The following is a 23,036-nucleotide window of genomic DNA, read 5'->3' as shown; positions in this document are numbered from 1 at the left end:
CGACGGCGGGGGCGGGATCACACCCGGTCCGGGCGGTTCGCCCGAGCGGGTGGCAGAGGCCGATCGACAAGGCGCCGACCGCCGCGAGGCGGGCCGGTCCGGGGACGGTCCGACCGGGGCCGAACGGGAGGCCGACGGGGCCGGAGCGGCCGACGAGGCCGATTCGAGTGTGGCTGCCGCCGGCGCCGCGGAGCCCGGGGCCGCCGATGCCGCGGAGCCCGGGGCCGCCGACGAGGTCGACCCCCGGTCCGGCGCCGGCGCCGGCGGGCACGAGCCCGGGACCGGTGCCGGAGGCCTCGAAGAGGGAGCGTCCGGTTCCGGAGACTTCGAAGCCGAAGCGTCCGGGGCCGAGCCATCCGGGGCCGAAGCATCCGCAGACGAAGCCTCCGGACCCGAAATGACCGGAGCCGGGACGTCCGAAGCCGAAGCGTCCGAAGCCGAAGCGTCCGCATACGCGCCCTCGGCCGAGGACGGTGTCGCCGCCGCCCCCGTCCCTCCCGGCGACGCCGGTGCCGCGCGAGGCGGGATCGGGGCCCTCTCCATGCCCTACCAGGTCGTCGCGGCCGTCGCGCTCGCCGTCGTCGGCGTCCTCGCCTGCGTCCACCTCGCGATGGTCTTCCTGCACGTCGCGCCCTCCAACACGCTGACCAAGCAGCACGGCGAGGCCGTCGACGACTGGGTCTACCCCGAGTTCGAGCAGAACTGGAAGCTCTTCGCCCCCAACCCGCTCCAGCAGAACATCGCCGTCCAGGTCCGTGCCGAGCTCTCCCGCCCGGACGGCACCCGGACGACCACCGGCTGGACCGACCTCACCGGGCAGGACATCGCACAGATCCGCGGCAACCCGATGCCCAGCCACACGGAGCAGAACGAGCTGCGCCGGGCCTGGGACTTCTTCCTCAACACCCACACCGACGACCAGCGCCCCAACGGGATGCGCGGCCGGCTCTCGGAGCAGTACATGCGCCGTATCGTCATGCTGCGCCTCGACGAGCGGGCGCTCGGCGGCACCGTCCGGAAGATCCAGCTGCGCTCGGCCACCCGGCCCGTGCCGGCCCCGGCCTGGAGCGCCGAGAAGATCAACACCGAGCCGTCGTTCCGCACCTACCCCTGGTGGCGCGTCACCGCCGCGGACCGGCCCGGCGCGACCGCCGCGAGCAGCACCGAGGCCCAGGCCGGTACGGAGGCAGCCCGATGAGCCAGACGCCCGTCGCCCCCCGCGTGCCGTTCGACCGGCGGCTCGCCGCCGCCGTCCAGAAGGTCACGGCGCACTCCCTCGGCCCCTACCAGACCGCGATCGTCCGGATCGGCTTCTCCTGCACCTGGCTGCTGTTCCTGCTGCGCGAGTGGCCCCACAGGCTGGAGCTGTACGGGCCGGACGGCCCGTGGTCGTGGGAGATGGGCCGGCAGCTGATCGCCGACAACCGCTCCTTCACCGCGCTGATGTGGTCGGACGGACGGCTGTGGTTCGAGGTCGTCTACGGCCTCGCCGTGCTCTCCGCCGTCCTGCTGCTCCTCGGCTGGCACACCCGCGCCGTCTCCGTGGTCTTCATGGCCGGCGTGCTGTCCCTGCAGAACCGGTCCATCTTCATGGGCGACGGCGGCGACAACGTCGTCCACCTCATGGCCGTCTATCTCGTCCTCACCCGCTGCGGACAGGTCTGGTCGCTCGACGCCCGGCGCGCGGCCCGGGCCCGCGCACGCGCGCGTGCGCGCGGCGAGGGCGATGCCGTCGACGGCGGCGGGTTCGCCGGGCCGGCGCTGTGGACGGTCCTCGGCGGTTTCCTGCTCGCCGCCACCTACTTCTCCGGCGTCACCGGGGAGTGGTGGCTGCTGGTGATGTTCTGGGTGCTGTGGCTCGGGCACGGGCTGTGGTGGCTGGTGTGCCGGTTCGCTCCCGGCGAGCCGCGCACCCTGCTGGACGTCCTCGCCAATCTCGCGCACAACGCCACGCTCGTCGTGATCATGGCGGAGGTGTGTCTGATCTACGCCACGGCCGGCTGGTACAAGGTGCAGGGCTCGCGCTGGCAGGACGGATCCGCGCTCTACTTCCCGCTGAAGCTCGACTACTTCTCCCCCTGGCCGGCCCTGTCCGACCTGCTGGGATCGAGCGCGATGATGGTGCTGCTGCTGACCTACGGCACCGTGATCGTGCAGGTCGCCTTCCCCTTCACGCTGTTCAACCGCAGGGTCAAGAACGTACTGCTCGCGGCGATGATGCTGGAGCACGCCGGGATCGCGCTGCTGCTCGGGCTGCCGTTCTTCTCGATGGCGATGATCGCCGCGGACGCGGTCTTCCTGCCGACGGCGTTCCTGGTGTGGCTGGGCGCGCGGGCGGCGCGCGGCCGTGACCGGCTGCTCGGCACGCGCCGCGACGCCGGTCTCGACGGCGGCGACGGCACGGGTGGCCGTACGGGCGACGGGCGGGGGCAGGGCGAGGACGCCAAGGTCACCCCGCCGAGCCGTTCGGGTGACGGGGTGAGCCCCCGTACCCTCGTCGGGTGAGCACCACCGAAGAGCAGCCGGCCGAGCCGGTCCAGTACGACGAGGGCTACGGCCCCGAGATCGGCGTCGGTCCGCATCCGCGGCCGTGGCCGGAAGGCGAGCACTACGACCGCGAGCTGCTGGCCGGCGGCGACCGGCGCAACGTCGTCGACCGCTACCGGTACTGGACGCGCGAGGCGATCGTCGCGGACCTGGACACCCGGCGCCACGACTTCCACGTGGCGGTGGAGAACTGGGGCCACGACTTCAACATCGGCTCGGTGGTGCGGACGGCCAACGCCTTCCTGGCGAAGGAGATCCACATCGTCGGGCGGCGGCGCTGGAACCGGCGCGGGGCCATGGTCACCGACCGCTACCAGCACGTGCGGCACCACCCGGACACGGAGGCGCTGACCGCGTGGGCGGCGGCGGAGGACCTGCCGATCATCGGCATCGACAACCTGCCCGGTTCGGTGCCGCTGGAACGGACGGTGCTGCCGCGCCGGTGCGTGCTGCTCTTCGGCCAGGAGGGCCCGGGCCTCACGGAGGAGGCGCGCAAGCACGCGGCGATGGTCTGCTCGATCGCCCAGTTCGGTTCGACGCGGTCGATCAACGCGGGTGCGGCGGCCGCGGTCGCGATGCACGCCTGGGTGCAGAGGCACGCCGAGATCACCTGACGCGCCCCGGCGCTGGCGCCCCGTCCCCGGCCCTCACTGGGGGGCCGGGGACGGCTCGGTCTTCCCGTCAGGACTGGCGGCGGACCTCCACCACGCGGAAGCGGTTGGAGACGAACGCGCCGTCGCACAGGGCCGCGTTGGCGGCGGGGTTGCCGCCGGAGCCGTGGAAGTCGGAGAAGGCGGCGGTCTGGTTGACGTAGACACCGCCGGTGAGGTTCAGGGAGAGCTGGGCGGACTCCTCCAGGCAGACCTCCTCGACGGCGCGCTCGGTGTCCGGCGAGGTGGTGTACGCGCCGACCGTCATCGCGCCCTTCTCGCGGACCGTGCGGCGCAGCAGCTCCAGGGCGTCGCCGGTGGAGTCGACGGAGACGGCGAAGGCGACGGGGCCGAAGCACTCCGAGAAGTAGGCGGCCTCGGCGTCCGGCTTGGAGCCGTCGAGCTTGACGATGACCGGGGTGCGGACGACGGCCTCCGGGAAGTCCGGGTTCGTCACCTCGCGGGAGGCGAGCGCCACCTCGCCCAGGCCGGCGGCGGCCTCAAGGCGGGCCTTGACGTCCGGGTTGACGAGGGCGCCGAGCAGCGCGTTCGCCCGGGCGTCGTCGCCGAGCAGACCGCCGACGGCCGCCGCGAGGTCGGCCACGACCTCGTCGTACGTCTTCGGGCCCTGGTCGGTGGTGATGCCGTCGCGGGGGATCAGCAGGTTCTGCGGGGTGGTGCACATCTGGCCGCTGTAGAGGGACAGCGAGAAGGCCAGGTTGCCGAGCATGCCCTTGTAGTCGCCGGTGGAGTCGACGACGACCGTGTTGACGCCGGCCTTCTCCGTGTAGACCTGGGCCTGGCGGGCGTTGGCCTCCAGCCAGTCGCCGAAGGCGGTCGAGCCGGTGTAGTCGATGATCTTGATCTCGGGGCGGACCGCCAGGGTCTTGGCGATGCCCTCGCCCGGCCGCTCCACGGCCAGCGCGACCAGGTTGGGGTCGAAGCCGGCCTCGGCGAGCACCTCGCGGGCGACCCGTACGGTCAGGGCCAGCGGGAGGACCGCGCGCGGGTGCGGCTTGACGAGGACCGGGTTGCCGGTGGCCAGGGAGGCGAACAGGCCCGGGTAGCCGTTCCAGGTCGGGAAGGTGTTGCAGCCGATCATGAGCGCGATGCCGCGGGCGACCGGGGTGAACTCCTTGCTCAGCTCCAGCGGGTCGCGCTTGCCCTGCGGCTTCGACCAGGCGGCGCGGCCGGCCGGGGTGCGGGTCTGCTCCTCGTAGGCGTACGCCACGGCCTCCAGGCCGCGGTCCTGGGCGTGCGGGCCGCCGGCCTGGAACGCCATCATGAACGCCTGGCCGCTGGTGTGCATGACGGCGTGGGCGAACTCGTGGGTGCGGGCGGAGATCCGGGCGAGGATCTCCAGGCACACCAGGGCGCGGGTCTCGGGGCCGGCGTCACGCCAGGCGGCCATGCCGGCGCGCATCGCGGGGAGCAGCACGTCGATGTCGGCGTGCGGGTACTCGACGCCCAGGGACGGGCCGTACGGCGAGGTCTCGCCGCCGGTCCAGCCGTCCGTGCCGGGCTGGTCGAGCTCGAAGCGCTTGCCGAGCAGGTCCTGGTAGGCGGCGAGACCGGCGGCGGCGTCCAGCGAGCCGTTCTCCCCGTAGGCCTTCGGGTGCTCCGGGTGCGGGGACCAGTAGGCGCGGGTGCGGATGGTGGAGAGCGCCTGATCGAGTGTGGACCGGTGCTTCTCGGCCAGACGGTCGGTGGTCAGCTGAGCGGTGGCCATGGATGGACCAACTCCTCGTCGAGCTGGGCAGGGAGACGCGTACGGAGTTAGAGTAACCGAACGATCGGTCGGGACAAGGGGGTCCGGCGATCCTGTGGAGAACCCATCGGGGAGGATCAGTCCTATGACCGCCAACGCGAACGTCCGCCCGGGGAGCGACGGGCTGTCGGCCGACGGATCCGGACCCTCCGGCCCCGGCATCGGGCCGGGCAGCACGGTCGCCGTCGTCGGCACCGGCACCATGGGCCAGGGAATCGCCCAGGTCGCCCTGGTCGCGGGCCATCCCGTCCGCCTCTACGACAGCGCCCCCGGCCGGGCCGCGGAGGCCGTCGCCGCCGTCGCGGGCCGTCTCGACCGGCTGGTGGAGAAGGGCCGGCTGGGCAAGGAGGACCGGGACGCCGCGCTCGCCCGGCTGCACGCGGCGGACGAGCTCACCGGGCTCGCCGACGCCGCGCTGGTCGTCGAGGCGATCGTCGAGCGGCTCGACGTCAAGCAGGGTCTCTTCGCCGAGCTGGAGGGCATCGTCGCCGAGGACGCCGTCCTCGCCACCAACACCTCCTCGCTGTCCGTGACCGCGATCGCGGGAGGGCTGCGGCTGCCCGGCCGCTTCGTCGGCATGCACTTCTTCAACCCGGCCCCGCTGCTGCCGCTGGTCGAGGTCGTCAGCGGCTTCGCCACCGACCCGGCCGCCGCCACGCGCGCGTACGAGACGGCGAAGCGCTGGGGCAAGACCCCGGTGCGCTGCACCGACACCCCGGGTTTCATCGTGAACCGCGTCGCCCGCCCCTTCTACGCGGAGGCGCTGCGGGTCTTCGAGGAGGGCGCCGCCGACCCGGCCACGATCGACGCGGCCCTGCGCGAGTCCGGTGGCTTCCGGATGGGCCCGTTCGAGCTGACCGACCTGATCGGGCAGGACGTCAACGAGGCCGTCACGCGGTCCGTGTGGGAGGCCTTCTACCAGGACCCCAAGTTCACGCCCTCGCTCGCGCAGCGCCGGCTCGTGGAGTCGGGCCGGCTCGGCCGCAAGTCGGGCCACGGCTGGTTCCCGTACGCGGACGGCGCGGAGCGCCCCGAGCCGCACACCGCGGCGCCGGAGGAGGCGCCCGCGCGGATCACGGTGCGCGGCGACCTCGGTCCCGCGCAGCCGCTGGCGGGCCTCTTCGAGCGGGCCGGCGTCGAGGTCCGGCGGAAGAAGGGCGACGGGTTCGTGGACCTGCCCTCGGGCGTGCGCCTCGCCCTCGTGGACGGCGAGACCTCCTTCGAGTACCACCAGGAGCAGATCGTCTACTTCGACCTCGCCCACGACTACGAGAAGGCGGAACGGATCGTCCTGTCCGCGCGCGAGGGCATCTCCCCGCAGGGCCTCGCCGAGGCGGTGGGCCTCTTCCAGGCGGCCGGCAAGAAGGTGTCGGTGATCGGTGACGTGCCCGGGATGATCGTGGCCCGTACGGTCGCGATGCTCGCGGACCTGGCGGCCGACGCGGTGGAGCGCGGCGTCGCCACCGCCGAGGACGTGGACACGGCGATGCGCCTCGGCGTCAACTACCCGGCGGGGCCGCTGGAGTGGGCCGCCCGGGTCGGCCACCGGCCCACGGTGTCCCTGCTCAGGGCGCTGCACGAGCGCTACCCGACGGGCCGGTACGCGCCCGGCCTCGGCCTCGTGCGCCGGGCCTACGCGGAGGAAGCGGAGGAGGCGGGATGACCACCGCGCGACGCGACACGTACACACCCGAGACGTTGCTCTCGGTCGCCGTGCAGGTCTTCAACGAGCGCGGCTACGACGGCACGTCGATGGAGCACCTGTCCAAGGCGGCGGGCATCTCCAAGTCGTCGATCTACCACCATGTGGCGGGCAAGGAGGAGCTGCTGCGGCGGGCTGTCAGCCGCGCGCTCGACGGGCTGTTCGCCGTTCTCGACGAGCCGGCCGCGAACCGCGGGCGGGCCGTCGCGCGGGTCGAGTACGTCACCCGGCGCACGGTGGAGGTGCTGATGGCCGAGCTGCCGTACGTGACGCTGCTGCTGCGGGTGCGGGGCAACACCTCGACCGAGCGGTGGGCGCTGGAGCGGCGCCGCGAGTTCGACCACCGCGTGGCCGAGCTCCTGAAGGCGGCCGCCGCCGAGGGCGACCTGCGGGCCGACCTGGACATCCGGCTCGCGACCCGGCTGCTCTTCGGCATGATCAACTCGCTCGTCGAGTGGTACCGGCCGCACCACGCCTCACTGGAGGAGCGGGAGCAGCTGGTGGACACCGTCGTCCACCTGGCCTTCGACGGGCTGCGCACGGCCCGCTGAGAGCCTTCGGCGGGCTGTGTACGGGCCGCTGAGAGCCTTCGGCGGGCTGCGTACGGCCCGCTGAGAGCCTTCGGTGGGCTGTGTACGGCGCTCGCCGAGCGCACCCGAACCATGAACGTTCGCGCCCGCCCGGGGACCTCCCCGGGCGGGCGCGACGCGTTTTCCCGTCCTTGCCCTGCCTTCCCCTCAGCCGCTCCGCTCCGGGTACGGGTCCAGGTCGGTCTCCTCGAAGACCAGCAGCGTGCGGGTCGACAGGACCTCGGGGATGGACTGGAGCCGGGTCAGCACCAGCTCGCGCAGTGTCCGGTTGTCCGGCGTGTGCACCAGCAGCAGGACGTCGAAGTCGCCGCTGACCAGGGCGATGTGCGCGGCCCCCGGCAGGGCCTGGAGCTGTTCGCGCACGGTGCGCCACGAGTTCTGGACGATCTTGAGCGTGATGTAGGCGGAGGCGCCGTGCCCCGCCCGCTCGTGGTTCACCCGGGCGCCGAAGCCGCGGATCACCCCGTCGTCGATGAGCCGGTTGATGCGGGCGTACGCGTTGGCGCGGGACACGTGGACCCGCTCGGCGACCGAGCGGACCGAGGCCCGGCCGTCGGTCTGGAGCAGCCGCAGGATGTCGCGGTCGACGGCGTCCAGCGGGCGGGCCGGCGGCATCGGGGAGACCATGGCAGGGCCGGCCGGCGCTCCCGCCGACGGGCCCGACGGGCTCCCCCAGGGCCCCGCCGGTACGGGCGCCGTCCCGGCCGCGGGGGCGGCTCCGGGGGGCGTGTTCAGGGGCGCGTCGTCCGTGTGCTCGTCGACGTCGGCCATTTGTTCATCCGCCATGTCCCCCCGCCTCTCTCTCGTGGACGACCTGCATCCATCCCAGGCTGTGGAGAACCGTTTGTCCACAGGCTGGAGGTGCCTGTAGCCAAAATGCCTCCACGACCGAACAATCGGTAGGTGAGGCGCGCCACATTCCGCGCCACCCGCCTTCGGGTCTTATGCCCGTCCCACGAGGAGGTGGACTCGTTGCAACAGCGCAGTTCGACAGTCCAAGAGCCCCCCGGCGCCGCTCGCGACGCCTATCGGCCCACCCCGCCCCCGGCCTGGCGGCCGCGCACCGACCCCGCCCCGCTGCTGCCGGAGGCCGAGCCGCTGCGCGTGCTCGGCACCGACGCGGTGGCCGACGCGGACCCCGAGCTGCTGCGCCGCCTCTACCGGGAGCTCGTCCGCGGCCGTCGGTACAACGCACAGGCGACGGCACTCACCAAGCAGGGCCGGCTCGCCGTCTACCCCTCCACGACCGGCCAGGAGGCCTGTGAGGTCGCCGCGGCGCTGGCCCTGGAGGAGCGGGACTGGCTCTTCCCCTCGTACCGCGACACCCTCGCCGCCGTCGCCCGTGGCCTCGACCCCGTCCAGGCCCTCACCCTGCTGCGCGGCGACTGGCACACCGGCTACGACCCGCGCGAGCACCGCATAGCGCCGCTCAGCACCCCGCTCGCCACCCAGCTGCCGCACGCGGTGGGCCTCGCCCACGCCGCCCGCCTCAAGGGCGACGACGTGGTCGCCCTCGCCATGGTCGGCGACGGCGGCACCAGCGAGGGCGACTTCCACGAGGCGCTGAACTTCGCGGCCGTCTGGCAGGCCCCCGTGGTCTTCCTCGTGCAGAACAACGGCTTCGCGATCTCCGTGCCGCTCGCCAAGCAGACCGCCGCCCCGTCGCTGGCCCACAAGGCCGTCGGATACGGGATGCCCGGCCGGCTCGTCGACGGGAATGACGCGGTGGCCGTCCACCAGGTGCTCACCGAGGCCGTCACCCGCGCCCGGCGCGGCGGCGGACCCACCCTCGTCGAGGCCATCACCTACCGGATCGACGCCCACACCAACGCCGACGACGCCACGCGCTACCGCGGCGACGGCGAGGTCGAGACCTGGCGGGCGCACGACCCGGTCCTGCTCCTGGAGCGGGAGCTCACCGAGCGCGGGCTGCTCGACGAGGACGGCCGCCGCGCGGCGGCCGAGGAGGCCGAGACGATGGCGGCGCGGCTCCGCGAGCGGATGAACGCCGACCCCGTGCTCGACCCGATGGACCTGTTCGCCCACGTCTACGCCGAGAAGACCGCGCAGCTGCGCGAGCAGGCGGCGCAGCTGCGGGCGGAGCTCGACGCCGAGAGTGAGGCGGGATGACCACCCACGCGACCGCACGGCCGGCCGCCAAGGCGGCGGCCAAGCCCGCCACCATGGCGCAGGCGCTGCAGCGGGCCATGCGCGACGCCATGGCCGAGGACCCCACCGTCCACGTCATGGGCGAGGACGTCGGCACCCTCGGCGGCGTCTTCCGCGTGACCGACGGCCTCGCCAAGGAGTTCGGCGAGGACCGCTGCACCGACACGCCGCTGGCCGAGGCGGGCATCCTCGGCACGGCCGTCGGCATGGCGATGTACGGGCTGCGGCCGGTCGTCGAGATGCAGTTCGACGCCTTCGCCTACCCGGCGTTCGAGCAGCTCATCAGCCACGTCTCGCGGATGCGCAACCGCACCCGCGGCGCGATGCCGATGCCGCTCGTGGTCCGCGTGCCGTACGGCGGCGGCATCGGCGGCGTCGAGCACCACAGCGACTCCTCCGAGGCGTACTACATGGCGACGCCCGGCCTCCACGTCGTCACCCCGGCGACCGTCGAGGACGCCTACGGCCTGCTGCGCGCCGCCATCGCCTCCGACGACCCGGTCGTCTTCCTGGAGCCCAAGCGGCTCTACTGGTCGAAGTCCGACTGGTCGCCCGAGGCGCCGTCGGCCGTCGAGCCGATCGGCAAGGCGGTCGTGCGCCGCCGCGGCACCAGCGCCACCCTCATCACCTACGGCCCCTCCCTGCCGGTCTGCATGGAGGCCGCCGAGGCCGCCACGGCCGAGGGCTGGGACCTGGAGGTCGTCGACCTGCGCTCGCTCGTGCCCTTCGACGACGAGACCGTCTGCGCGTCCGTGCGCCGCACCGGCCGGGCCGTCGTCGTGCACGAGTCCGCCGGCTTCGGCGGCCCCGGCGGCGAGATCGCCGCCCGTGTCACCGAGCGCTGCTTCCACCACCTGGAGGCGCCGGTGCTGCGCGTCGCGGGCTTCGACATCCCGTACCCGCCGCCGATGCTGGAACGGCACCACCTCCCGGGCGTCGACCGGGTCCTCGACGCGGTCGCGCGGCTCCAGTGGGAGGCGGGCAGCTGATGGCCCAGGTGCTCGAATTCAAGCTGCCCGACCTCGGCGAGGGCCTCACCGAGGCGGAGATCGTGCGCTGGCTCGTCGACGTCGGCGACGTCGTCGCCATCGACCAGCCGGTCGTCGAGGTCGAGACCGCCAAGGCGATGGTGGAGGTGCCCTGTCCGTACGGCGGTGTGGTCACCGCCCGCTTCGGCGAGGAGGGCACGGAACTCCCCGTCGGCGCACCGCTGCTGACGGTCGCCGTCGGCGGCGCCGCGGACGGGAACGCCACGCCGGCCCCGGAGGCCGCCGGCGCCGCGCGGACGGCGGACGCGAAGGACGCCGAGTCCTCGGAGTACTCGGGCAACGTCCTCGTCGGCTACGGCACCGCGGGGCCCGCTGCCCGGCGCCGCCGGGTCCGGCACGCCACGCACGCGGTGGCCCCGGCCCCCGCGGCGGCCTCGCCCGCCGCCCCCGCCGCCCCCGTGGCGCCCGTGGCTCCTGCGGGCCCCGTGCCCGTCATCTCGCCGCTGGTGCGCAAGCTCGCCCGCGACGGCGGACTCGACCTGCGGGACGTCCGGGGCTCCGGCCCCCAGGGCCTGATCCTGCGGGCCGACGTGGAGACGGCCCTCGCCGTCCGTGAGCAGGCGCCGAAGGCGGCCGCCCCGGTCCTGGCCCCGGTGCCGGCCACCGCGGGAGGCTCCGCGGCCTCGGCCGCCGTGGGCGAGCGCGTGCCGCTGCGCGGTGTGCGCGGCGCCGTCGCCGACAAGCTGTCGCGCAGCCGCACCGAGATCCCCGACGCGACCTGCTGGGTCGACGCGGACGCGACCGAACTCATGGCCGCGCGGGCGGCGATGAACGCGGCGGGCGGCCCGAAGATCTCCGTGCTCGCGCTGCTCGCCCGGATATGCACCCACGCCCTGGCCCGCTTCCCGGAGCTCAACTCCACGGTCGACACGGCCGCGCGGGAGATCGTCCGGCTGCCCGCCGTGCACCTCGGGTTCGCGGCCCAGACCGAGCGCGGTCTGGTGGTGCCCGTGGTCCGGGACGCCGGCGGCCGCACCGCCGAGTCGCTGACCGCGGAGTTCGCCCGACTCACCGAGTCGGCGCGGCAGGGCACGCTCACCCCGGCCGACCTGACCGGCGGCACGTTCACGCTGAACAACTACGGCGTGTTCGGAGTCGACGGCTCCACGCCGATCATCAACCACCCCGAGGCGGCCATGCTCGGCGTCGGCCGGATCGTGCCCAAGCCGTGGGTGCACGGCGGTGAGCTGGCGGTGCGTCAGGTGGTGCAGCTCTCGCTCACCTTCGACCACCGGGTGTGCGACGGCGGCACCGCCGGCGGCTTCCTCCGCTACGTCGCCGACTGCGTCGAGAACCCGGCGGTGCTGCTCCGCACGCTCTGACCGGTTCACGGCGTACGACTCCGCCGGGAAGGCTACGGCGGGGGCACGGGGCCCCGGCGGTACCCGGCGGCCCTGTCCGGGACCCAACCCACGCCGGGTCCCGGACGCGTACCCGAACCGTGTACGGACCCGAATGGTGCGTGTACCCGGACCGTGCGCGGACCGGTCCGTCCCGGCTACGTACGCGAACCGTGTACGGACCCGGACCTTGCGCGGACCCGGACCTTGCGCGGACCCGGACCTTGCGCGGACCCGGACCTTGCGCGGACCCGGTCCGTCCCGGGTACGCGCCTGAACCGCCCGGGCCCCGTCCTCGTCCCGGGCTGGCCCCGTCCCGTCCTCGTCCCGGGTCCCGGGCCCAGGCATGGACGCGTTCCCCGGTGATGTCGCGGCGCGCCGGGCCGGGACGGGCTCCGGTCTGGGCCGGGCCGGTCGTCGTCGCGGTGCGGTCGCGGACCATACTGCTGGGGTGACGACCGCGTACGACGCCATCGTGCTCGCCGGAGGTGCCGCCAGGCGCCTCGGCGGGGCCGACAAGCCCGGGGTACGAGTCGGGGGACGCCCCCTGCTCGACCGGGTCCTCGCGGCCTGCCGCGACGCGGGCCGCGTCGTGGTCGTCGCCGAACCCCGTGCGACCGCCCGCCCCGTCGAATGGGCCCGCGAGGACCCGCCCGGCGGCGGCCCCGCCGCCGCCCTGGACGCAGGCCTCCGCCACCTGGCCGGGTGGGCGGACGGAGCTCCCGCCACAGCCCTCGGCTCGACCGAGACCTCCCACCCCGACGCCGCCGGTGCCGCCGGTGCCGGCCCGGCCGCCACCGCCGCGTCCTCCTCGCCGGCCGTGGACGCCGACCACACCGCGCCCTCCCACCTCACCGAGGACACCCGGGCCTCCGCGCCCTCCGCGTCTCCCGCGCCCTTCCCCGCGCCCGCGACCTTCGTGCTGGTGCTCTCCGCCGATCTGCCGTTCTTCGAGATGCGGGCCGCGCGGCGGCTCGTTCGGGCACTGGAGGAGGCGCCGGGCAGCGACGGGGCCGTCATGGTGGACGACGACGGGCGCGAGCAGCCGTTGGTCGCCGTGTACCGGACCGCGGCGCTGCGGCGGGAACTGGAGCGGGTCGGGCCCGAACTGGGCGGGCTGCCGTTGCGGCGGGTCGTCGGCGGGCTGCGGGTCGAGCGGGTCGCCGCCGAGGGATCGGCGTCGTTCGACTGCGACACCTGGGAGGACATCGTCACGGCCCGGGCGCGGATCAGGGAGCATGGGACCGTGCTGGATGAATGGATCACCGCAGTCAAGGACGAACTGGGCATCGACCTGGACGTCGACACGGGCCTGCTGCTCGACCTGGCCCGTGACGCCGCGCACGGCGTCGCACGGCCCGCCGCGCCGCTGACCACCTTCCTGGTCGGGTACGCGGCGGCGAGCGCCGCCGGAGCCGGCGGCGGCCCGGAGGCCGTCGCCGAGGCCGCACGCAAGGCCGCCGCGCTCGCCCAGCGCTGGGCCGCGGAGCAGGACGAGGCCGGATGACCATGAAGGAGCGGGTGCCCGACGACAGCGCGGCCGGCGGCGCGGCCGGCGGCGTGGACGACGGCGCGTTCGCCGATGACGGCGCGGCCGGCGACGCGTTCGCCGATGACGGCGTGGACGACGCCCTCGCCCTCGTCGGCCGCCGCCGAACCGATTCCTCACCCGACTCGTCGGTCCCGGCGCCCGCCGCGACCTCGCCGTCCGCACCCGCGCCGGCCGCCGCCGCCGTACCGAAGGCCGAGCGGCACCGGGCCACCGAGTGGACCGAGGCGCGGACCGTGGCCGCGCGGGCCGGAGCGAAGGCGGCGGCGGCGCGGCCGGCCGGCCGGGTCCCGCTCGGGCAGGCGCTCGGCCGCGTCCTGGCCGAGCCGCTGCACGCGCTCACCGACCTGCCCTCCTTCGACACCTCCGCCATGGACGGCTGGGCCGTCGCCGGCCCCGGCCCCTGGCGGACCGACCCCGACGGCGCCGTCCTCGCCGGGCACTCCGGCGCCGGCGAACTTGCCGACGGGGACGCCGTACGGATCGCCACCGGCGCCCGGGTGCCGGCCGGGGCCACCGCCGTCGTCCGCAGCGAGCACGCCCGCACCGACCGGGACGGCCGGCTGCACGCCCTGCGCGTGGTCACGCACGGCCAGGACATCCGCCCGCGCGGCCAGGAATGCCGCTCCGGCGACCGGCTGCTGCCCGCCGGAAGCGCCGTGAGCCCCGCCGTCCTCGGACTCGCCGCCGCGGCCGGCTACGACGAGCTGACCGTGCACCCGCGCCCCCGTGTGGAGGTGCTCGTCCTCGGCGACGAGCTGCTCGCCGCCGGGCTCCCTCACGAGGGCCTGATCCGTGACGCCCTCGGCCCCATGCTCGGCCCCTGGCTGCGGGCGCTCGGCGCCGAGGTGCTCGGTACCCGCCGGATCGGCGACGACGCCGACGAGCTGTACGCGGCCGTCACCGGCTCCGAGGCCGAACTCGTGGTCACCACCGGCGGCACCGCGGCCGGGCCGGTCGACCACGTCCACCCGGTGCTCGCCAAGGCCGGTGCCACGCTCCTGGTCGACGGCGTGAAGGTCCGTCCCGGCCACCCCATGCTCCTCGCCGAGCTCCCGGGCCCGGGCGGCGCCCGGCATCCCGTCCGCCACCTCGTGGGCCTGCCCGGCAACCCTCTCGCCGCCGTCTCCGGACTGCTCACGCTCGCCGAGCCCCTGCTCCGCGCGCTCGCCGGTCGCTCCGTCGCGGCCCCGAGCCCGTCCGCGGCCGCGGGAACGCTGCCCACGGCGGCCGTGGCCCCGAGCCCGTCCCCGGCGGTGGGCCCGCCCTCGACTTCCGGCCCCGCCCCGGTCCCCGGGCCGTACCGCGTGCGCGTACGCGAGGAGATTCAGGGACATCCGTACGACACCCGGCTCGTGCCCGTCGTACGGCGCGGCGACGAGGCCGCGCCGCTGCGCTATCACGGACCGGCCATGCTCCGGGGCATCGCCGCCGCCGACGGCATGGCCGTGGTCCCGCCCGGCGGTGCCACCGCCGGACAGCCACTGGAGGTCCTCGACCTGCCATGGCCGGCCGGTGCCGGACTGTACGCGGACGAGGAGGCGTGTTTCACGTGAAACTTCCCAGCCGGGACGCGATGGCGCGGCAGGCCGACGAGCGGGTCTCGGGCCCCCGGGTGCGGCTGCCGCGCCAGGTGGTCGAGAAACCGCTCTGGCAGGTGGGCAAACGGCTCCTCATGGCGCTGGGCGTCCTCGTCGTCACCGTTCTCCTCGTCTACATCGACCGTGAGGGCTACCACGACAACGCCAACGGGACGCTCGACTTCCTCGACTGCGCCTACTACGCGACCGTCACCCTCTCCACCACGGGCTACGGCGACATCGTCCCCTACAGCGATTCGGCGCGGCTCGCGAACATCCTGCTGGTCACGCCGCTGCGCGTCCTGTTTCTGATCATCCTGGTCGGCACCACCCTCGAGGTCCTCACGGAACGGACCCGCGAGGAGTTCCGGCTGAACCGCTGGAGGTCCACCTTGCGTGACCACACCGTCGTCGTCGGCTTCGGCACCAAGGGGCGTTCGGCGATCCAGACGCTCTGCGCGACCGGGCTGCGCAAGGACCACATCGTCATCGTCGACCCGTCCACCAAGGTCATCGAGGCGGCCAACGCGGACGGTTTCGTCGGCGTCGTCGGCGACGCGACCCGAAGCGACGTCCTGCTCCGCGCCGAGGTGCAGAAGGCCCGGCAGATCGTCATCGCCACCCAGCGCGACGACACCGCGGTGCTGGTGACGCTCACGGCCCGCCAGCTCAACAAGGGCGCCAAGATCGTCGCCGCCGTGCGCGAGGAGGAGAACGCGCCGCTGCTGCGCCAGTCCGGCGCGGACGCCGTGATCACCAGCGCCAGCGCCGCCGGCCGGCTGCTCGGCCTCTCGGTGCTCAGCCCGAGCGCCGGCACGGTGATGGAGGACCTCATCCAGCAGGGCACCGGTCTCGACCTCGTCGAACGCCCGGTGACCAAGGCCGAGGCCGGGCGCAGCGTGCGGGACACCGAGGACCTGGTCGTGAGCGTGCTGCGCGGGCACCGGCTGCTCGGTTACGACGACCCCGCCGCCAGTCCGCTCCAGCTGACCGACCGGGTGATCACCATCGTTCGCGCGGCTGCCGTCACCCCGCTGACCACCCCCTCGGAGGACTGACCGCCCCCCGGGCGGCCAGGAACCGCGCCTCCGGGGCCGGGACCGCGCCCCGGGGCCGGCCCCCCCACCCCCGGGCCGCGCGCGCCCCACGGGATCGGCCCCGCTTCACGGGACCGGCCCCGCCCCCGGCCCGCGCGCCCCACACGATCGGCCGGGCCCCAGACCAACGCCCCGAGCCCGCCGTGCCCTATCGGTCGGTCCCGCCGGCGTCGGGAGTAGCCTCGCCGCCATGCATGCGATCACGATTCCGGAACCCGGCGGGCCCGAGGCGCTGGTCTGGGCCGAGGTGCCCGATCCCGTCCCCGCCGAGGGTGAGGTGCTCGTCGAGGTGGTGGCGAGCGCCGTCAACCGTGCCGATCTGCTCCAGCGCCAGGGCTTCTACGACCCGCCGCCCGGCAGTTCGCCGTACCCCGGTCTCGAGTGCGCGGGCCGGATCGTCGCGCTGGGCCCCGGGGTCTCCGGCTGGTCCGTCGGCGACGAGGTGTGCGCGCTGCTCGTCGGCGGCGGCTACGCCGAGAAAGTGGCCGTTCCCGTGGGCCAGTTGCTGCCGAAGCCGGAGGGCATGGACCTGGTGACGGCCGCCGCGCTGCCCGAGGTCGCCTGCACGGTCTGGTCGAACGTCTTCATGCTCGCCCATCTGCGGCCCGGTGAGACGCTCCTCGTGCACGGTGGGGCGAGCGGCATCGGCACCATGGCGATCCAGCTGGCCAAGGCCGTCGGCGCGCGCGTCGCGGTCACCGCGGGCAGCACCGGGAAGCTGGCCCGCTGTGCCGAGCTCGGCGCGGACATCCTCATCGACTACCGGGAGCAGGACTTCGTCGAGGAGCTCCGCAAGGCGACCGACGGGGCCGGCGCGGACGTCATCCTCGACATCATCGGCGCCAAGTACCTGGAACGGAACGTCAAGGCCCTCGCCGTCAACGGCCGGCTGGCCGTCATCGGACTCCAGGGCGGCGTCAAGGGTGAGCTCAACCTGTCGGCCCTGATGGCCAAGCGCGCCGCCGTCCTCGCGACGACGCTGCGGGCGCGTCCGCCGGCCGAGAAGGCGGCGGTGGTCGCCGCCGTCCGCGAGCACGTGTGGCCGCTGGTCGCCGCGGGCACGGTCACCCCGGTCGTGGACCGCACCCTGCCGATGACGGACGCGGCCGAGGCGCACCGGACCGTCGAGGCCGGCAGCCACGTCGGCAAGGTCCTCCTGCTGGCACCGTAACCGATACCGCCGCCGCCCCCGCCACTGCCGGCACCGCCGTCACCAGCACCACCGCCACCGCCACTGCCGGCACCACCACTGTCACCGTCACCGTCACCGTCACCGCCGCCGGTCACGTAAAAGGGCCCGGCGCACCGCTGTTCACGGTGTGCCGGGCCCCGGACGCCTCACGGCGCGGTCGTCGTGCGGAACAGGCCTACAGGTACGGCCCCGAGCCGACCGCGCGGCCGCGCTGCGGCCCGTGGTCGTCGTCGTCATCGTCGTGCGACGCGCCGGGCGGCAGCGCGCGGCGCATCTGCTCCAACTGGGCCCTGGCCGCCATCTGCTGGGCGAACAGCGCCGTCTGGATGCCGTGGAAGAGGCCTTCGAGCCAGCCCACCAACTGGGCCTGCGCGATGCGCAGTTCCGCCTCGGAGGGGATGGCCTCGTCGGTGAACGGCAGGGACAGCCGCTCCAGTTCCTCCACCAGCTCCGGGGCGAGCCCGTCCTCCAGCTCCTTCACCGAGCTGGCGTGGATCTCCTTGAGCCGAACACGGCTGGCCTCGTCCAGAGGTGCCGCCCTGACCTCTTCAAGCAGCTGCTTGATCATGCTGCCGATGCGCATGACCTTCGCAGGCTGTTCGACCATTTCCGTCACCGGGACCTCGCGGGATTCGTCGTCACCCGTGCCGCCGAGCGCCATCCCGTCCTGGCCCACGATGAGGACCTGGGGGCTCTCCTGCGACCTTTCATTCCTCGGCATCTCCATGCCGCCATTCTCTCGCACGTACGCCTCAACAGACGGTGTGCCCCTGGAGGAGGGTGATCCACCCTCCTCCAGGGGCACGAAACGCAGCCGGTGCGCGGCTAGTGTGCGGCGCGGCGGGCCAGCGCCCCGCGGGAGCGGGTCACCAGGGCCGCCAGCAGGGCGGCGCCGAGCGGCACGGCCACGAGGAGGGCGGCGAGCGTCTCCCACGGGACGACGATCGGCACGGACGGCGGCTCCTGGATGCCGCCCCAGCCCTCGTCCAGGGCCCGCTGGTAGAAGGCCAGCTCCTGGCGCTGCTCGGTGAACCGGAGTCCGACGGCCGGCAGGATTCCGGCGGCGGAGCCGAGGACGACGCCCATCGCCGCGACCACTCCGCACTGGAAGCCGCTGAGGGTCCGGCGCACCCGGAGCGGTGCGCCGACGGCGGACAGGGTCTTCAGGTCGGCCTCGGCGTCGGCCTGGGCGAGGCCGGTGGCGATGCCGGCGGCGCCGATGGTGACCAGGCCGGCGAAGACGGTCAGCGCGAGCAGCACGATGCTGTACTTGCTGACGTAGCCCTCCTCCAGGGTCACGTCGACGCTGGAGCCCAGCTTGGCGATCTCACCGGCGAGCTTCTGCCGCTGCTCGGTGCTCGGCAGGTGGTCGGTGGTGAAGTACGCGCCCATGGGCACCGTGCTCAGTCCCGCGGCCTTGGCGGCGGCCGGGCTGAGGACGCTCTCCACGCCGTACGACGGCGGGGAACCCGGCACCAGGTAGGCGGGGAAGGACTTGATCTCGCCGGGGAGCGGCTTCCGCTCCTGGGCGGCTTTCTCGTAGGCCTCGTCGTCGGTGATCAGCCGGATGCCGACGGCGCCGTTCTTGTCGATCAGCGCCTTGGAGAAGCTGACGATCTTCCCTTCGGCGAGGGCCTTGGCGGCGCCCGGGTCGGTGATGCCGAGGACCTTCAGGACGGTGGCGTCGGCGACGAGCATGTTGCCCTCCACATAGACGCCGTCGCCCGTCCGGGACTGGCAGCGCCAGTCCTCCTCCTGGAGCTTGCGGCGCTGCTCCTTGGTGAAGCGCTCGGAGGGGTCGGAGCCGTCCGGGGTGGCGGTCCACAGGGGGCACTCGTTCGCCGGCGGGGTGACGACCTCGAAGCGGCCGCAGCCCTTGCCTTCGCCCCAGGTGCCGCAGCCCTGCCGGCCGACGGAGATCCGGGACACGTCGGCGCGCATGTCGACGGGGAAGCTGCGCTGGACCGCCTCGCGGACGGCGGGAGCGTCCCGGCCGCCCTCCTCGGTCACGATCGCGGCGACGGCGCCGTGCGGCAGCTTCGGGTGGTAGCCCTGACGGCTCTGGGCGTCCGTGCTCGCGGTGTACGTGGCGACGGCGACGGTGCCCGCGACGGCGGCCAGGACGGCGGCGACGGCGGGTGCCGTACGGCCCCGGTTGCGGACGGCGTCGCGCAGGGCGAGCCGCGGCGACAGCGGCAGCCAGCGGCCGCTGCGCCCGAACAGGCCGACCAGCGCCGGGGTCAGGGCGACGACGCCCAGTTCGGCGAGTGCGGAGCCGCCGGCCACGACGATGAACTGGTCGGTGACCACCGAGCCGTAGAGGGCGATCACGGCGCCGATGACGAAGGCGACGAGGCCGACGACCGGCAGCACCCGGCTGGAGCGGCGCACCCCGCGGCGGCCGGTGAGCGAGGCGAGGACGGTGGTCCGGGAGGCGGTGATCGCCGGGACGATCGCGGAGAGCAGACCGGTCAGGACGGCGAGCCCGGCGATGCCGAGCAGCTCCAGCGGCCGCACGGTGAACCCGCCGAACCGCGCGCCCAGGTACTCCTCGAGGAGCGGCCGGAGCGCGAGGGTGAGGAGCAGTGCGAGGACCGTGCCGACGACGGCCGCGGCGACGCCGATGACGAGACCGCCGCTGAGCACGATGGCCCGGATGTGGCTGCGGGCACCGCCGTTGGCGCCGACCAGGCCGAGCTGGCGGCGGGAGCGGCGGGCGCCGACGGCGAACGCGGGGCCGGCGAGCAGGGTGATCTCCAGCATCGCGAGGCCCACCACGGTGCCGATCGCGGCGAGCGCGACGGCGTCGGCGGCCGCGCTGCTCTCCCAGGGCGCCCAGCCCTCCCGCTGGAACAGCGGGACCTCGGAGTCGGCGGGCGGGTCGAGGATCACGGCGCGCGCCTGGACCACGACGCCCTTGGTGTTGACGGTCTGCACGTCGTTCCACGTGAAACCACCGGACTTCCGCACCAGGTACGTGGTGTCGACGCCGGGCTTCGGGATGCCGGCCTTCTCCACGGCGCTGCCGTACGGGGCGAGGAACGCGCCCGGCAGGGCGTTGACCTGCTCCGTCTTGAGGCTGCTCGGCAGCTCGTACGCGCCGGTGATGCGGTACTCGCGGTCGAAGCCGCGGGCGGTGAGCGTGGAGCCGATCGTGAGGCCGCTGCTCTTCAGGAAGGCGGTGCTGGCGGCGACCTCGTCGTTCTTCTCCGGGAAACGGCCCTCGGTGAGGACCATGATCCCGCGGGCGACCGGGTCGGCGGCCTTGAGCTCGCGGACCTCGGCCTGCAGCAGACCGTGGGTGGTGGTCAGTTTGGCGCTGCCGCGGGCGTCGGTGAGGACCGTGGCGCCGGCCGGGATGGCCTTGGTGACGTCCGTCGGCCCGTCCGGCCACGGCTCGTTCGTCTTCTCGTACTCCTTGACGGGCGCGCTCTGCTCGCCCTTGGGGTCCTGGAGCAGCGGTTCGCCCTCGACGTGGCCGTCGGTGAAGCGGGCGTCGGCGGCGCCTATGGAGCGCTCCAGCTGCTGCTCGGTGGTGAGTTCGGAGCTGCGTATCGTCACGGCGAAGGCGCTCACGCCGAGGATCGGCAGGGCGATCATGGCGAGGACCAGGAAGCTGCGGCCCTTGGAGCGCCAGGCGTCACGGCGGGCGATGCGGACCGCGGCCCGCCAGGAGTGGAACCAGGTCGTCACCGCTGCGCCGCCCGGCCGGTCAGGAGCGAGTCGGCCTCGCTGCGTACGGTCTGGTCGACGACGGAGCCGTCCCGCAGGAACACGACCCGGTCGGCCCAGGCGGCGAACCGCGGCTCGTGGGTGACGAGGACGCCGGCGGCGCCCGCGTCGCAGCGGGAGCGCAGCAGGGCGAGCACGGACTCGCCGGTCTCGGAGTCGAGGGCGCCGGTCGGCTCGTCGGCGAGGACCAGCCGGCGGTCGCCGACCAGCGCGCGGGCGATGGCCACGCGCTGCTGCTGGCCGCCGGACATCTCGTCGGGGAAGCGTTCGGCGAGGTGTCCGAGGTCCATCTCGGCGAGCGCGGCGAGGGCCTCGGCGCGGGCCTTGCGGGCGGAGACGCCGTCCAGTTCGCGGGGCAGGGCCACGTTCTCCGCGGCGGTGAGCGCCGGGATGAGGTTGTAGTCCTGGAAGACGTAGCCGATGCTGCGGCGGCGCAGCGCGGCGAGCTCCTTGGGGCTCGCGGCGGTGATGTCCGTGTCCTCCACGATCACCCGGCCGGAGGTGGGGCTGTCGAGGCCGCCGGCGATGGTGAGCAGGGTCGACTTGCCGGAGCCCGACGGGCCCATGACGGCGACGAGTTCACCGGGGTGGACGTCGAGGTCGATGCCCCGCAGGGCGTGCACCTCGGTGGCGCCCGAGCCGTGGACGCGGGTCAGGTTCTGCAGGCGCAGCACGGGCTGCTGCGGTGTGGCGGTGGTCATGGAATCCCCCTCGGGCGTACGCCGGCGAACGGCCGCGTGCGGAACGGTCGCCGGCGGCGCCGGGCGTACGGTCTGGGTCAGAGCTGGATCGGGTCTGGGTCGGGTGCCGGCCGGATGGCCGGTCAGGACGAGCGGGCGGTGCTCCGGGTGCGCGGCGTGACCGCCGGGGAACCCCCCTCCGGCGGTGGCTCGGTCCGGGAGGCGGCGGCCGCCGCCGAGAGGCGGATCAGGCGGGCCTCGCAGTGGTCGAGCCAGCGGGCCTCCGCCTCGGTCTGGAAGATCAGCTGCTCCAGGACGAGCAGCCAGGCGACGTCGTCGCGTTCCTCGGCCCCGTGGTCCGCCACCGCCTTCTCGACCGCGGTGATCGCCTGTGCCTTGAGCCGGGTGTAGTCCTGCATGGCCTTCACCGTGTGGCGGCGCTGCGACTGGATGACGTCGCGGATGTCGACGCCGGGGGCGCCGACGGCCATGGCGAGCTTGATGGCCAGTTCGTCACGGGCCGGGCTGGTGCGGTCGACGGGGTTCTCGAACCAGTCGCGCAGCTCGGCGCGACCGTTGTCGGTGATCGCGTAGAGCGCGTGGCCGGCCTCGTCCTCGCCGTCCTGGGCGACCATGCCGTCCCGTTCGAGGCGGTTGAGGGTCGTGTACACCTGGCCCACGTTGAGCGGCCAGGTGGCACCGGTGCGGGACTCGAACTCGGTGCGGAGCTGCGAGCCGTAGCGCGGGCCGCGTTCGAGGAGGGCGAGAAGCCCGTGGCGGATCGACATACCGAGTATGTATACCGAGTAAGTCGCCGATCACAAGCGCCCTCCGACGGATCCCGGAGGTCCGTCTCAGGGCGGACCCGGGCGGTCGCCGCGTTCAGCGGCGTCGCATCCGCACCCCGAGGAAGCCGATGCCGAGGCCCATCAGAGCCAGCCCCACGCCCAGCGTCATGACGGGAACCTGCCGGTCGGAGAGCTCTGCTCCGGCCCTCGCGCCGATCCGCGGCGCTGCCGCCGGCATGCCGCCGCGCGTGGAGTCCGCGCCCGGGGCGTCCGTCTCAGGGACGACGCCGACGGCCTCGTCCCCCTCGGCCTCCGGCTCCTCTTCTGTTGCCGTTTTGGTACGAGCGGGGTCGACCGGACCCGTCGAGGCGGGCGCCGACGACGTTGAGGACCCGGACGACGGGGACGGGCCGGTCGTCTCGGACGGGTCGGCCGCCCCGGACTCCTCCCCGGAATCGGCCGATCCGGGTGACTCGGACGGCGGAGCGGACGGCGCGGCGGGCCGCCCCGGCCGCTCCCGGCCCTCGCCCGCCGGACGCCCGGCCAGGGAGGCCGGGTCGCTCGGCGCGGCCGCCTCGGAGGGCCCGGACGCGGGCCCGGAGG

General features: G+C 74.2%; 18 protein-coding genes and 1 pseudogene. 12 read left to right on the top strand and 7 right to left on the bottom strand.

Translation table 11 applies throughout. The annotated features are described in order from the left end of the window. Positions 1-541: 541 nt before the first annotated feature. Genes ESG85_RS06545 through ESG85_RS06535 form a run of 3 tightly spaced genes read left to right on the top strand, consistent with a single transcriptional unit; the run spans position 542 to position 3,161 of the window. The gene (locus ESG85_RS06545) at positions 542-1,198 is read left to right on the top strand and encodes a DUF5819 family protein (protein WP_374050294.1); all 657 of its coding nucleotides are present in this window, start codon (positions 542-544) and stop codon (positions 1,196-1,198) included. Then, positions 1,195-2,505 (top strand): HTTM domain-containing protein, encoded by a 1,311-nt coding sequence (locus ESG85_RS06540; protein WP_246094841.1) that lies wholly within the window; start codon positions 1,195-1,197, stop codon positions 2,503-2,505. Before ESG85_RS06545 ends, ESG85_RS06540 begins: the two co-directional genes overlap by 4 nt. Beyond that, on the top strand, positions 2,502-3,161 hold the full coding sequence (locus ESG85_RS06535; protein ID WP_128977082.1) for a TrmH family RNA methyltransferase: 660 nt from the start codon (positions 2,502-2,504) through the stop codon (positions 3,159-3,161). Before ESG85_RS06540 ends, ESG85_RS06535 begins: the two co-directional genes overlap by 4 nt. Positions 3,162-3,228: 67 nt before the next feature. On the opposite strand, the gene paaN is transcribed toward ESG85_RS06535, so the two are convergent. Beyond that, positions 3,229-4,926, bottom strand: a complete 1,698-nt coding sequence (gene paaN, locus ESG85_RS06530; RefSeq protein WP_128977081.1) for a phenylacetic acid degradation protein PaaN — start codon at positions 4,924-4,926, stop codon at positions 3,229-3,231. Between the two features lie 241 nt (positions 4,927-5,167). Here paaN and ESG85_RS06525 point away from each other — a divergent pair, with 241 nt between their 5' ends. Further along, entirely contained in the window at positions 5,168-6,628 is a 1,461-nt protein-coding gene (locus tag ESG85_RS06525; RefSeq protein ID WP_246094847.1) for a 3-hydroxyacyl-CoA dehydrogenase, read from the top strand. After that, the gene (locus ESG85_RS06520; RefSeq protein ID WP_128977079.1) at positions 6,625-7,218 is read left to right on the top strand and encodes a TetR/AcrR family transcriptional regulator; all 594 of its coding nucleotides are present in this window, start codon (positions 6,625-6,627) and stop codon (positions 7,216-7,218) included. The genes ESG85_RS06525 and ESG85_RS06520 overlap by 4 nt, the downstream gene beginning before the upstream one ends. A 186-nt stretch (positions 7,219-7,404) precedes the next feature. On the opposite strand, the gene ESG85_RS06515 is transcribed toward ESG85_RS06520, so the two are convergent. Continuing rightward, on the bottom strand, positions 7,405-8,043 hold the full coding sequence (locus ESG85_RS06515; RefSeq protein ID WP_425471171.1) for an Lrp/AsnC family transcriptional regulator: 639 nt from the start codon (positions 8,041-8,043) through the stop codon (positions 7,405-7,407). Positions 8,044-8,220: 177 nt separating this feature from the next. Between ESG85_RS06515 and pdhA the strand changes: the two genes are divergently transcribed. The 7 genes from pdhA (at position 8,221) to ESG85_RS06480 (ending at position 17,212) form a co-directional block, all read left to right on the top strand. Further along, entirely contained in the window at positions 8,221-9,387 is a 1,167-nt protein-coding gene (gene pdhA, locus ESG85_RS06510) for a pyruvate dehydrogenase (acetyl-transferring) E1 component subunit alpha (RefSeq protein ID WP_128977078.1), read from the top strand. Continuing rightward, positions 9,384-10,415, top strand: a complete 1,032-nt coding sequence (locus ESG85_RS06505; RefSeq protein ID WP_128977077.1) for an alpha-ketoacid dehydrogenase subunit beta — start codon at positions 9,384-9,386, stop codon at positions 10,413-10,415. The genes pdhA and ESG85_RS06505 overlap by 4 nt, the downstream gene beginning before the upstream one ends. Then, positions 10,415-11,797 carry a dihydrolipoamide acetyltransferase family protein gene (locus ESG85_RS36550; RefSeq protein WP_128977076.1) on the top strand — a complete coding sequence of 461 codons (1,383 nt, stop codon included), beginning with the start codon at positions 10,415-10,417 and terminating at the stop codon, positions 11,795-11,797. The genes ESG85_RS06505 and ESG85_RS36550 overlap by 1 nt, the downstream gene beginning before the upstream one ends. A 469-nt stretch (positions 11,798-12,266) precedes the next feature. After that, complete coding sequence (locus ESG85_RS06495; protein ID WP_246094840.1) at positions 12,267-13,322, top strand: DUF6457 domain-containing protein; 1,056 nt, start codon at positions 12,267-12,269, stop codon at positions 13,320-13,322. Continuing rightward, on the top strand, positions 13,319-14,920 hold the full coding sequence (locus tag ESG85_RS06490) for a molybdopterin molybdotransferase MoeA (RefSeq protein ID WP_128977074.1): 1,602 nt from the start codon (positions 13,319-13,321) through the stop codon (positions 14,918-14,920). Before ESG85_RS06495 ends, ESG85_RS06490 begins: the two co-directional genes overlap by 4 nt. After that, positions 14,917-16,002 (top strand): potassium channel family protein, encoded by a 1,086-nt coding sequence (locus tag ESG85_RS06485; protein ID WP_246094839.1) that lies wholly within the window; start codon positions 14,917-14,919, stop codon positions 16,000-16,002. The genes ESG85_RS06490 and ESG85_RS06485 overlap by 4 nt, the downstream gene beginning before the upstream one ends. Before the next feature lie 229 nt (positions 16,003-16,231). Beyond that, positions 16,232-17,212, top strand: coding sequence for an NAD(P)H-quinone oxidoreductase (locus ESG85_RS06480; protein WP_128977072.1), 981 nt, complete (start codon positions 16,232-16,234; stop codon positions 17,210-17,212). Positions 17,213-17,408: 196 nt separating this feature from the next. Here the strand turns inward: ESG85_RS06480 and ESG85_RS06475 are convergent, their stop codons facing one another. From ESG85_RS06475 to ESG85_RS35450, 5 genes and pseudogenes are all read right to left on the bottom strand, one after another. Beyond that, a complete protein-coding gene (locus tag ESG85_RS06475) occupies positions 17,409-17,960 on the bottom strand; it encodes a bacterial proteasome activator family protein (RefSeq protein WP_128977071.1) in 552 nt (183 codons plus the stop codon). Positions 17,961-18,058: 98 nt separating this feature from the next. After that, on the bottom strand, positions 18,059-20,926 hold the full coding sequence (locus tag ESG85_RS06470; RefSeq protein ID WP_128977070.1) for an FtsX-like permease family protein: 2,868 nt from the start codon (positions 20,924-20,926) through the stop codon (positions 18,059-18,061). Continuing rightward, complete coding sequence (locus ESG85_RS06465; RefSeq protein WP_128977069.1) at positions 20,923-21,666, bottom strand: ABC transporter ATP-binding protein; 744 nt, start codon at positions 21,664-21,666, stop codon at positions 20,923-20,925. The genes ESG85_RS06470 and ESG85_RS06465 overlap by 4 nt, the downstream gene beginning before the upstream one ends. A gap of 122 nt (positions 21,667-21,788) precedes the next feature. Further along, entirely contained in the window at positions 21,789-22,433 is a 645-nt protein-coding gene (locus ESG85_RS06460) for a PadR family transcriptional regulator (RefSeq protein WP_128977068.1), read from the bottom strand. A gap of 94 nt (positions 22,434-22,527) precedes the next feature. Beyond that, a pseudogene (locus ESG85_RS35450) lies at positions 22,528-23,036 on the bottom strand (hypothetical protein); the annotation flags it as partial.

The sequence above is a fragment of the Streptomyces roseicoloratus genome, assembly GCF_004117935.1.
Taxonomy (GTDB): Bacteria; Actinomycetota; Actinomycetes; order Streptomycetales; family Streptomycetaceae; genus Streptomyces; species Streptomyces roseicoloratus.
This window is presented reverse-complemented; position numbering and strand designations above follow the sequence as displayed.

Coding starts and splice junctions, on each gene's coding strand:
- ESG85_RS06545 (WP_374050294.1), top strand. CDS start 542: ATGCCCTACCAGGTCGTCGCGGCCGTCGCGCTCGCCGTCGTCGGCGTC.
- ESG85_RS06540 (WP_246094841.1), top strand. CDS start 1,195: ATGAGCCAGACGCCCGTCGCCCCCCGCGTGCCGTTCGACCGGCGGCTC.
- paaN (WP_128977081.1), bottom strand. CDS start 4,926: ATGGCCACCGCTCAGCTGACCACCGACCGTCTGGCCGAGAAGCACCGG.
- ESG85_RS06525 (WP_246094847.1), top strand. CDS start 5,168: ATGGGCCAGGGAATCGCCCAGGTCGCCCTGGTCGCGGGCCATCCCGTC.
- ESG85_RS06520 (WP_128977079.1), top strand. CDS start 6,625: ATGACCACCGCGCGACGCGACACGTACACACCCGAGACGTTGCTCTCG.
- ESG85_RS06515 (WP_425471171.1), bottom strand. CDS start 8,043: ATGGCGGATGAACAAATGGCCGACGTCGACGAGCACACGGACGACGCG.
- ESG85_RS06505 (WP_128977077.1), top strand. CDS start 9,384: ATGACCACCCACGCGACCGCACGGCCGGCCGCCAAGGCGGCGGCCAAG.
- ESG85_RS36550 (WP_128977076.1), top strand. CDS start 10,415: ATGGCCCAGGTGCTCGAATTCAAGCTGCCCGACCTCGGCGAGGGCCTC.
- ESG85_RS06490 (WP_128977074.1), top strand. CDS start 13,319: ATGACCATGAAGGAGCGGGTGCCCGACGACAGCGCGGCCGGCGGCGCG.
- ESG85_RS06480 (WP_128977072.1), top strand. CDS start 16,232: ATGCATGCGATCACGATTCCGGAACCCGGCGGGCCCGAGGCGCTGGTC.
- ESG85_RS06475 (WP_128977071.1), bottom strand. CDS start 17,960: ATGGAGATGCCGAGGAATGAAAGGTCGCAGGAGAGCCCCCAGGTCCTC.
- ESG85_RS06465 (WP_128977069.1), bottom strand. CDS start 21,666: ATGACCACCGCCACACCGCAGCAGCCCGTGCTGCGCCTGCAGAACCTG.
- ESG85_RS06460 (WP_128977068.1), bottom strand. CDS start 22,433: ATGTCGATCCGCCACGGGCTTCTCGCCCTCCTCGAACGCGGCCCGCGC.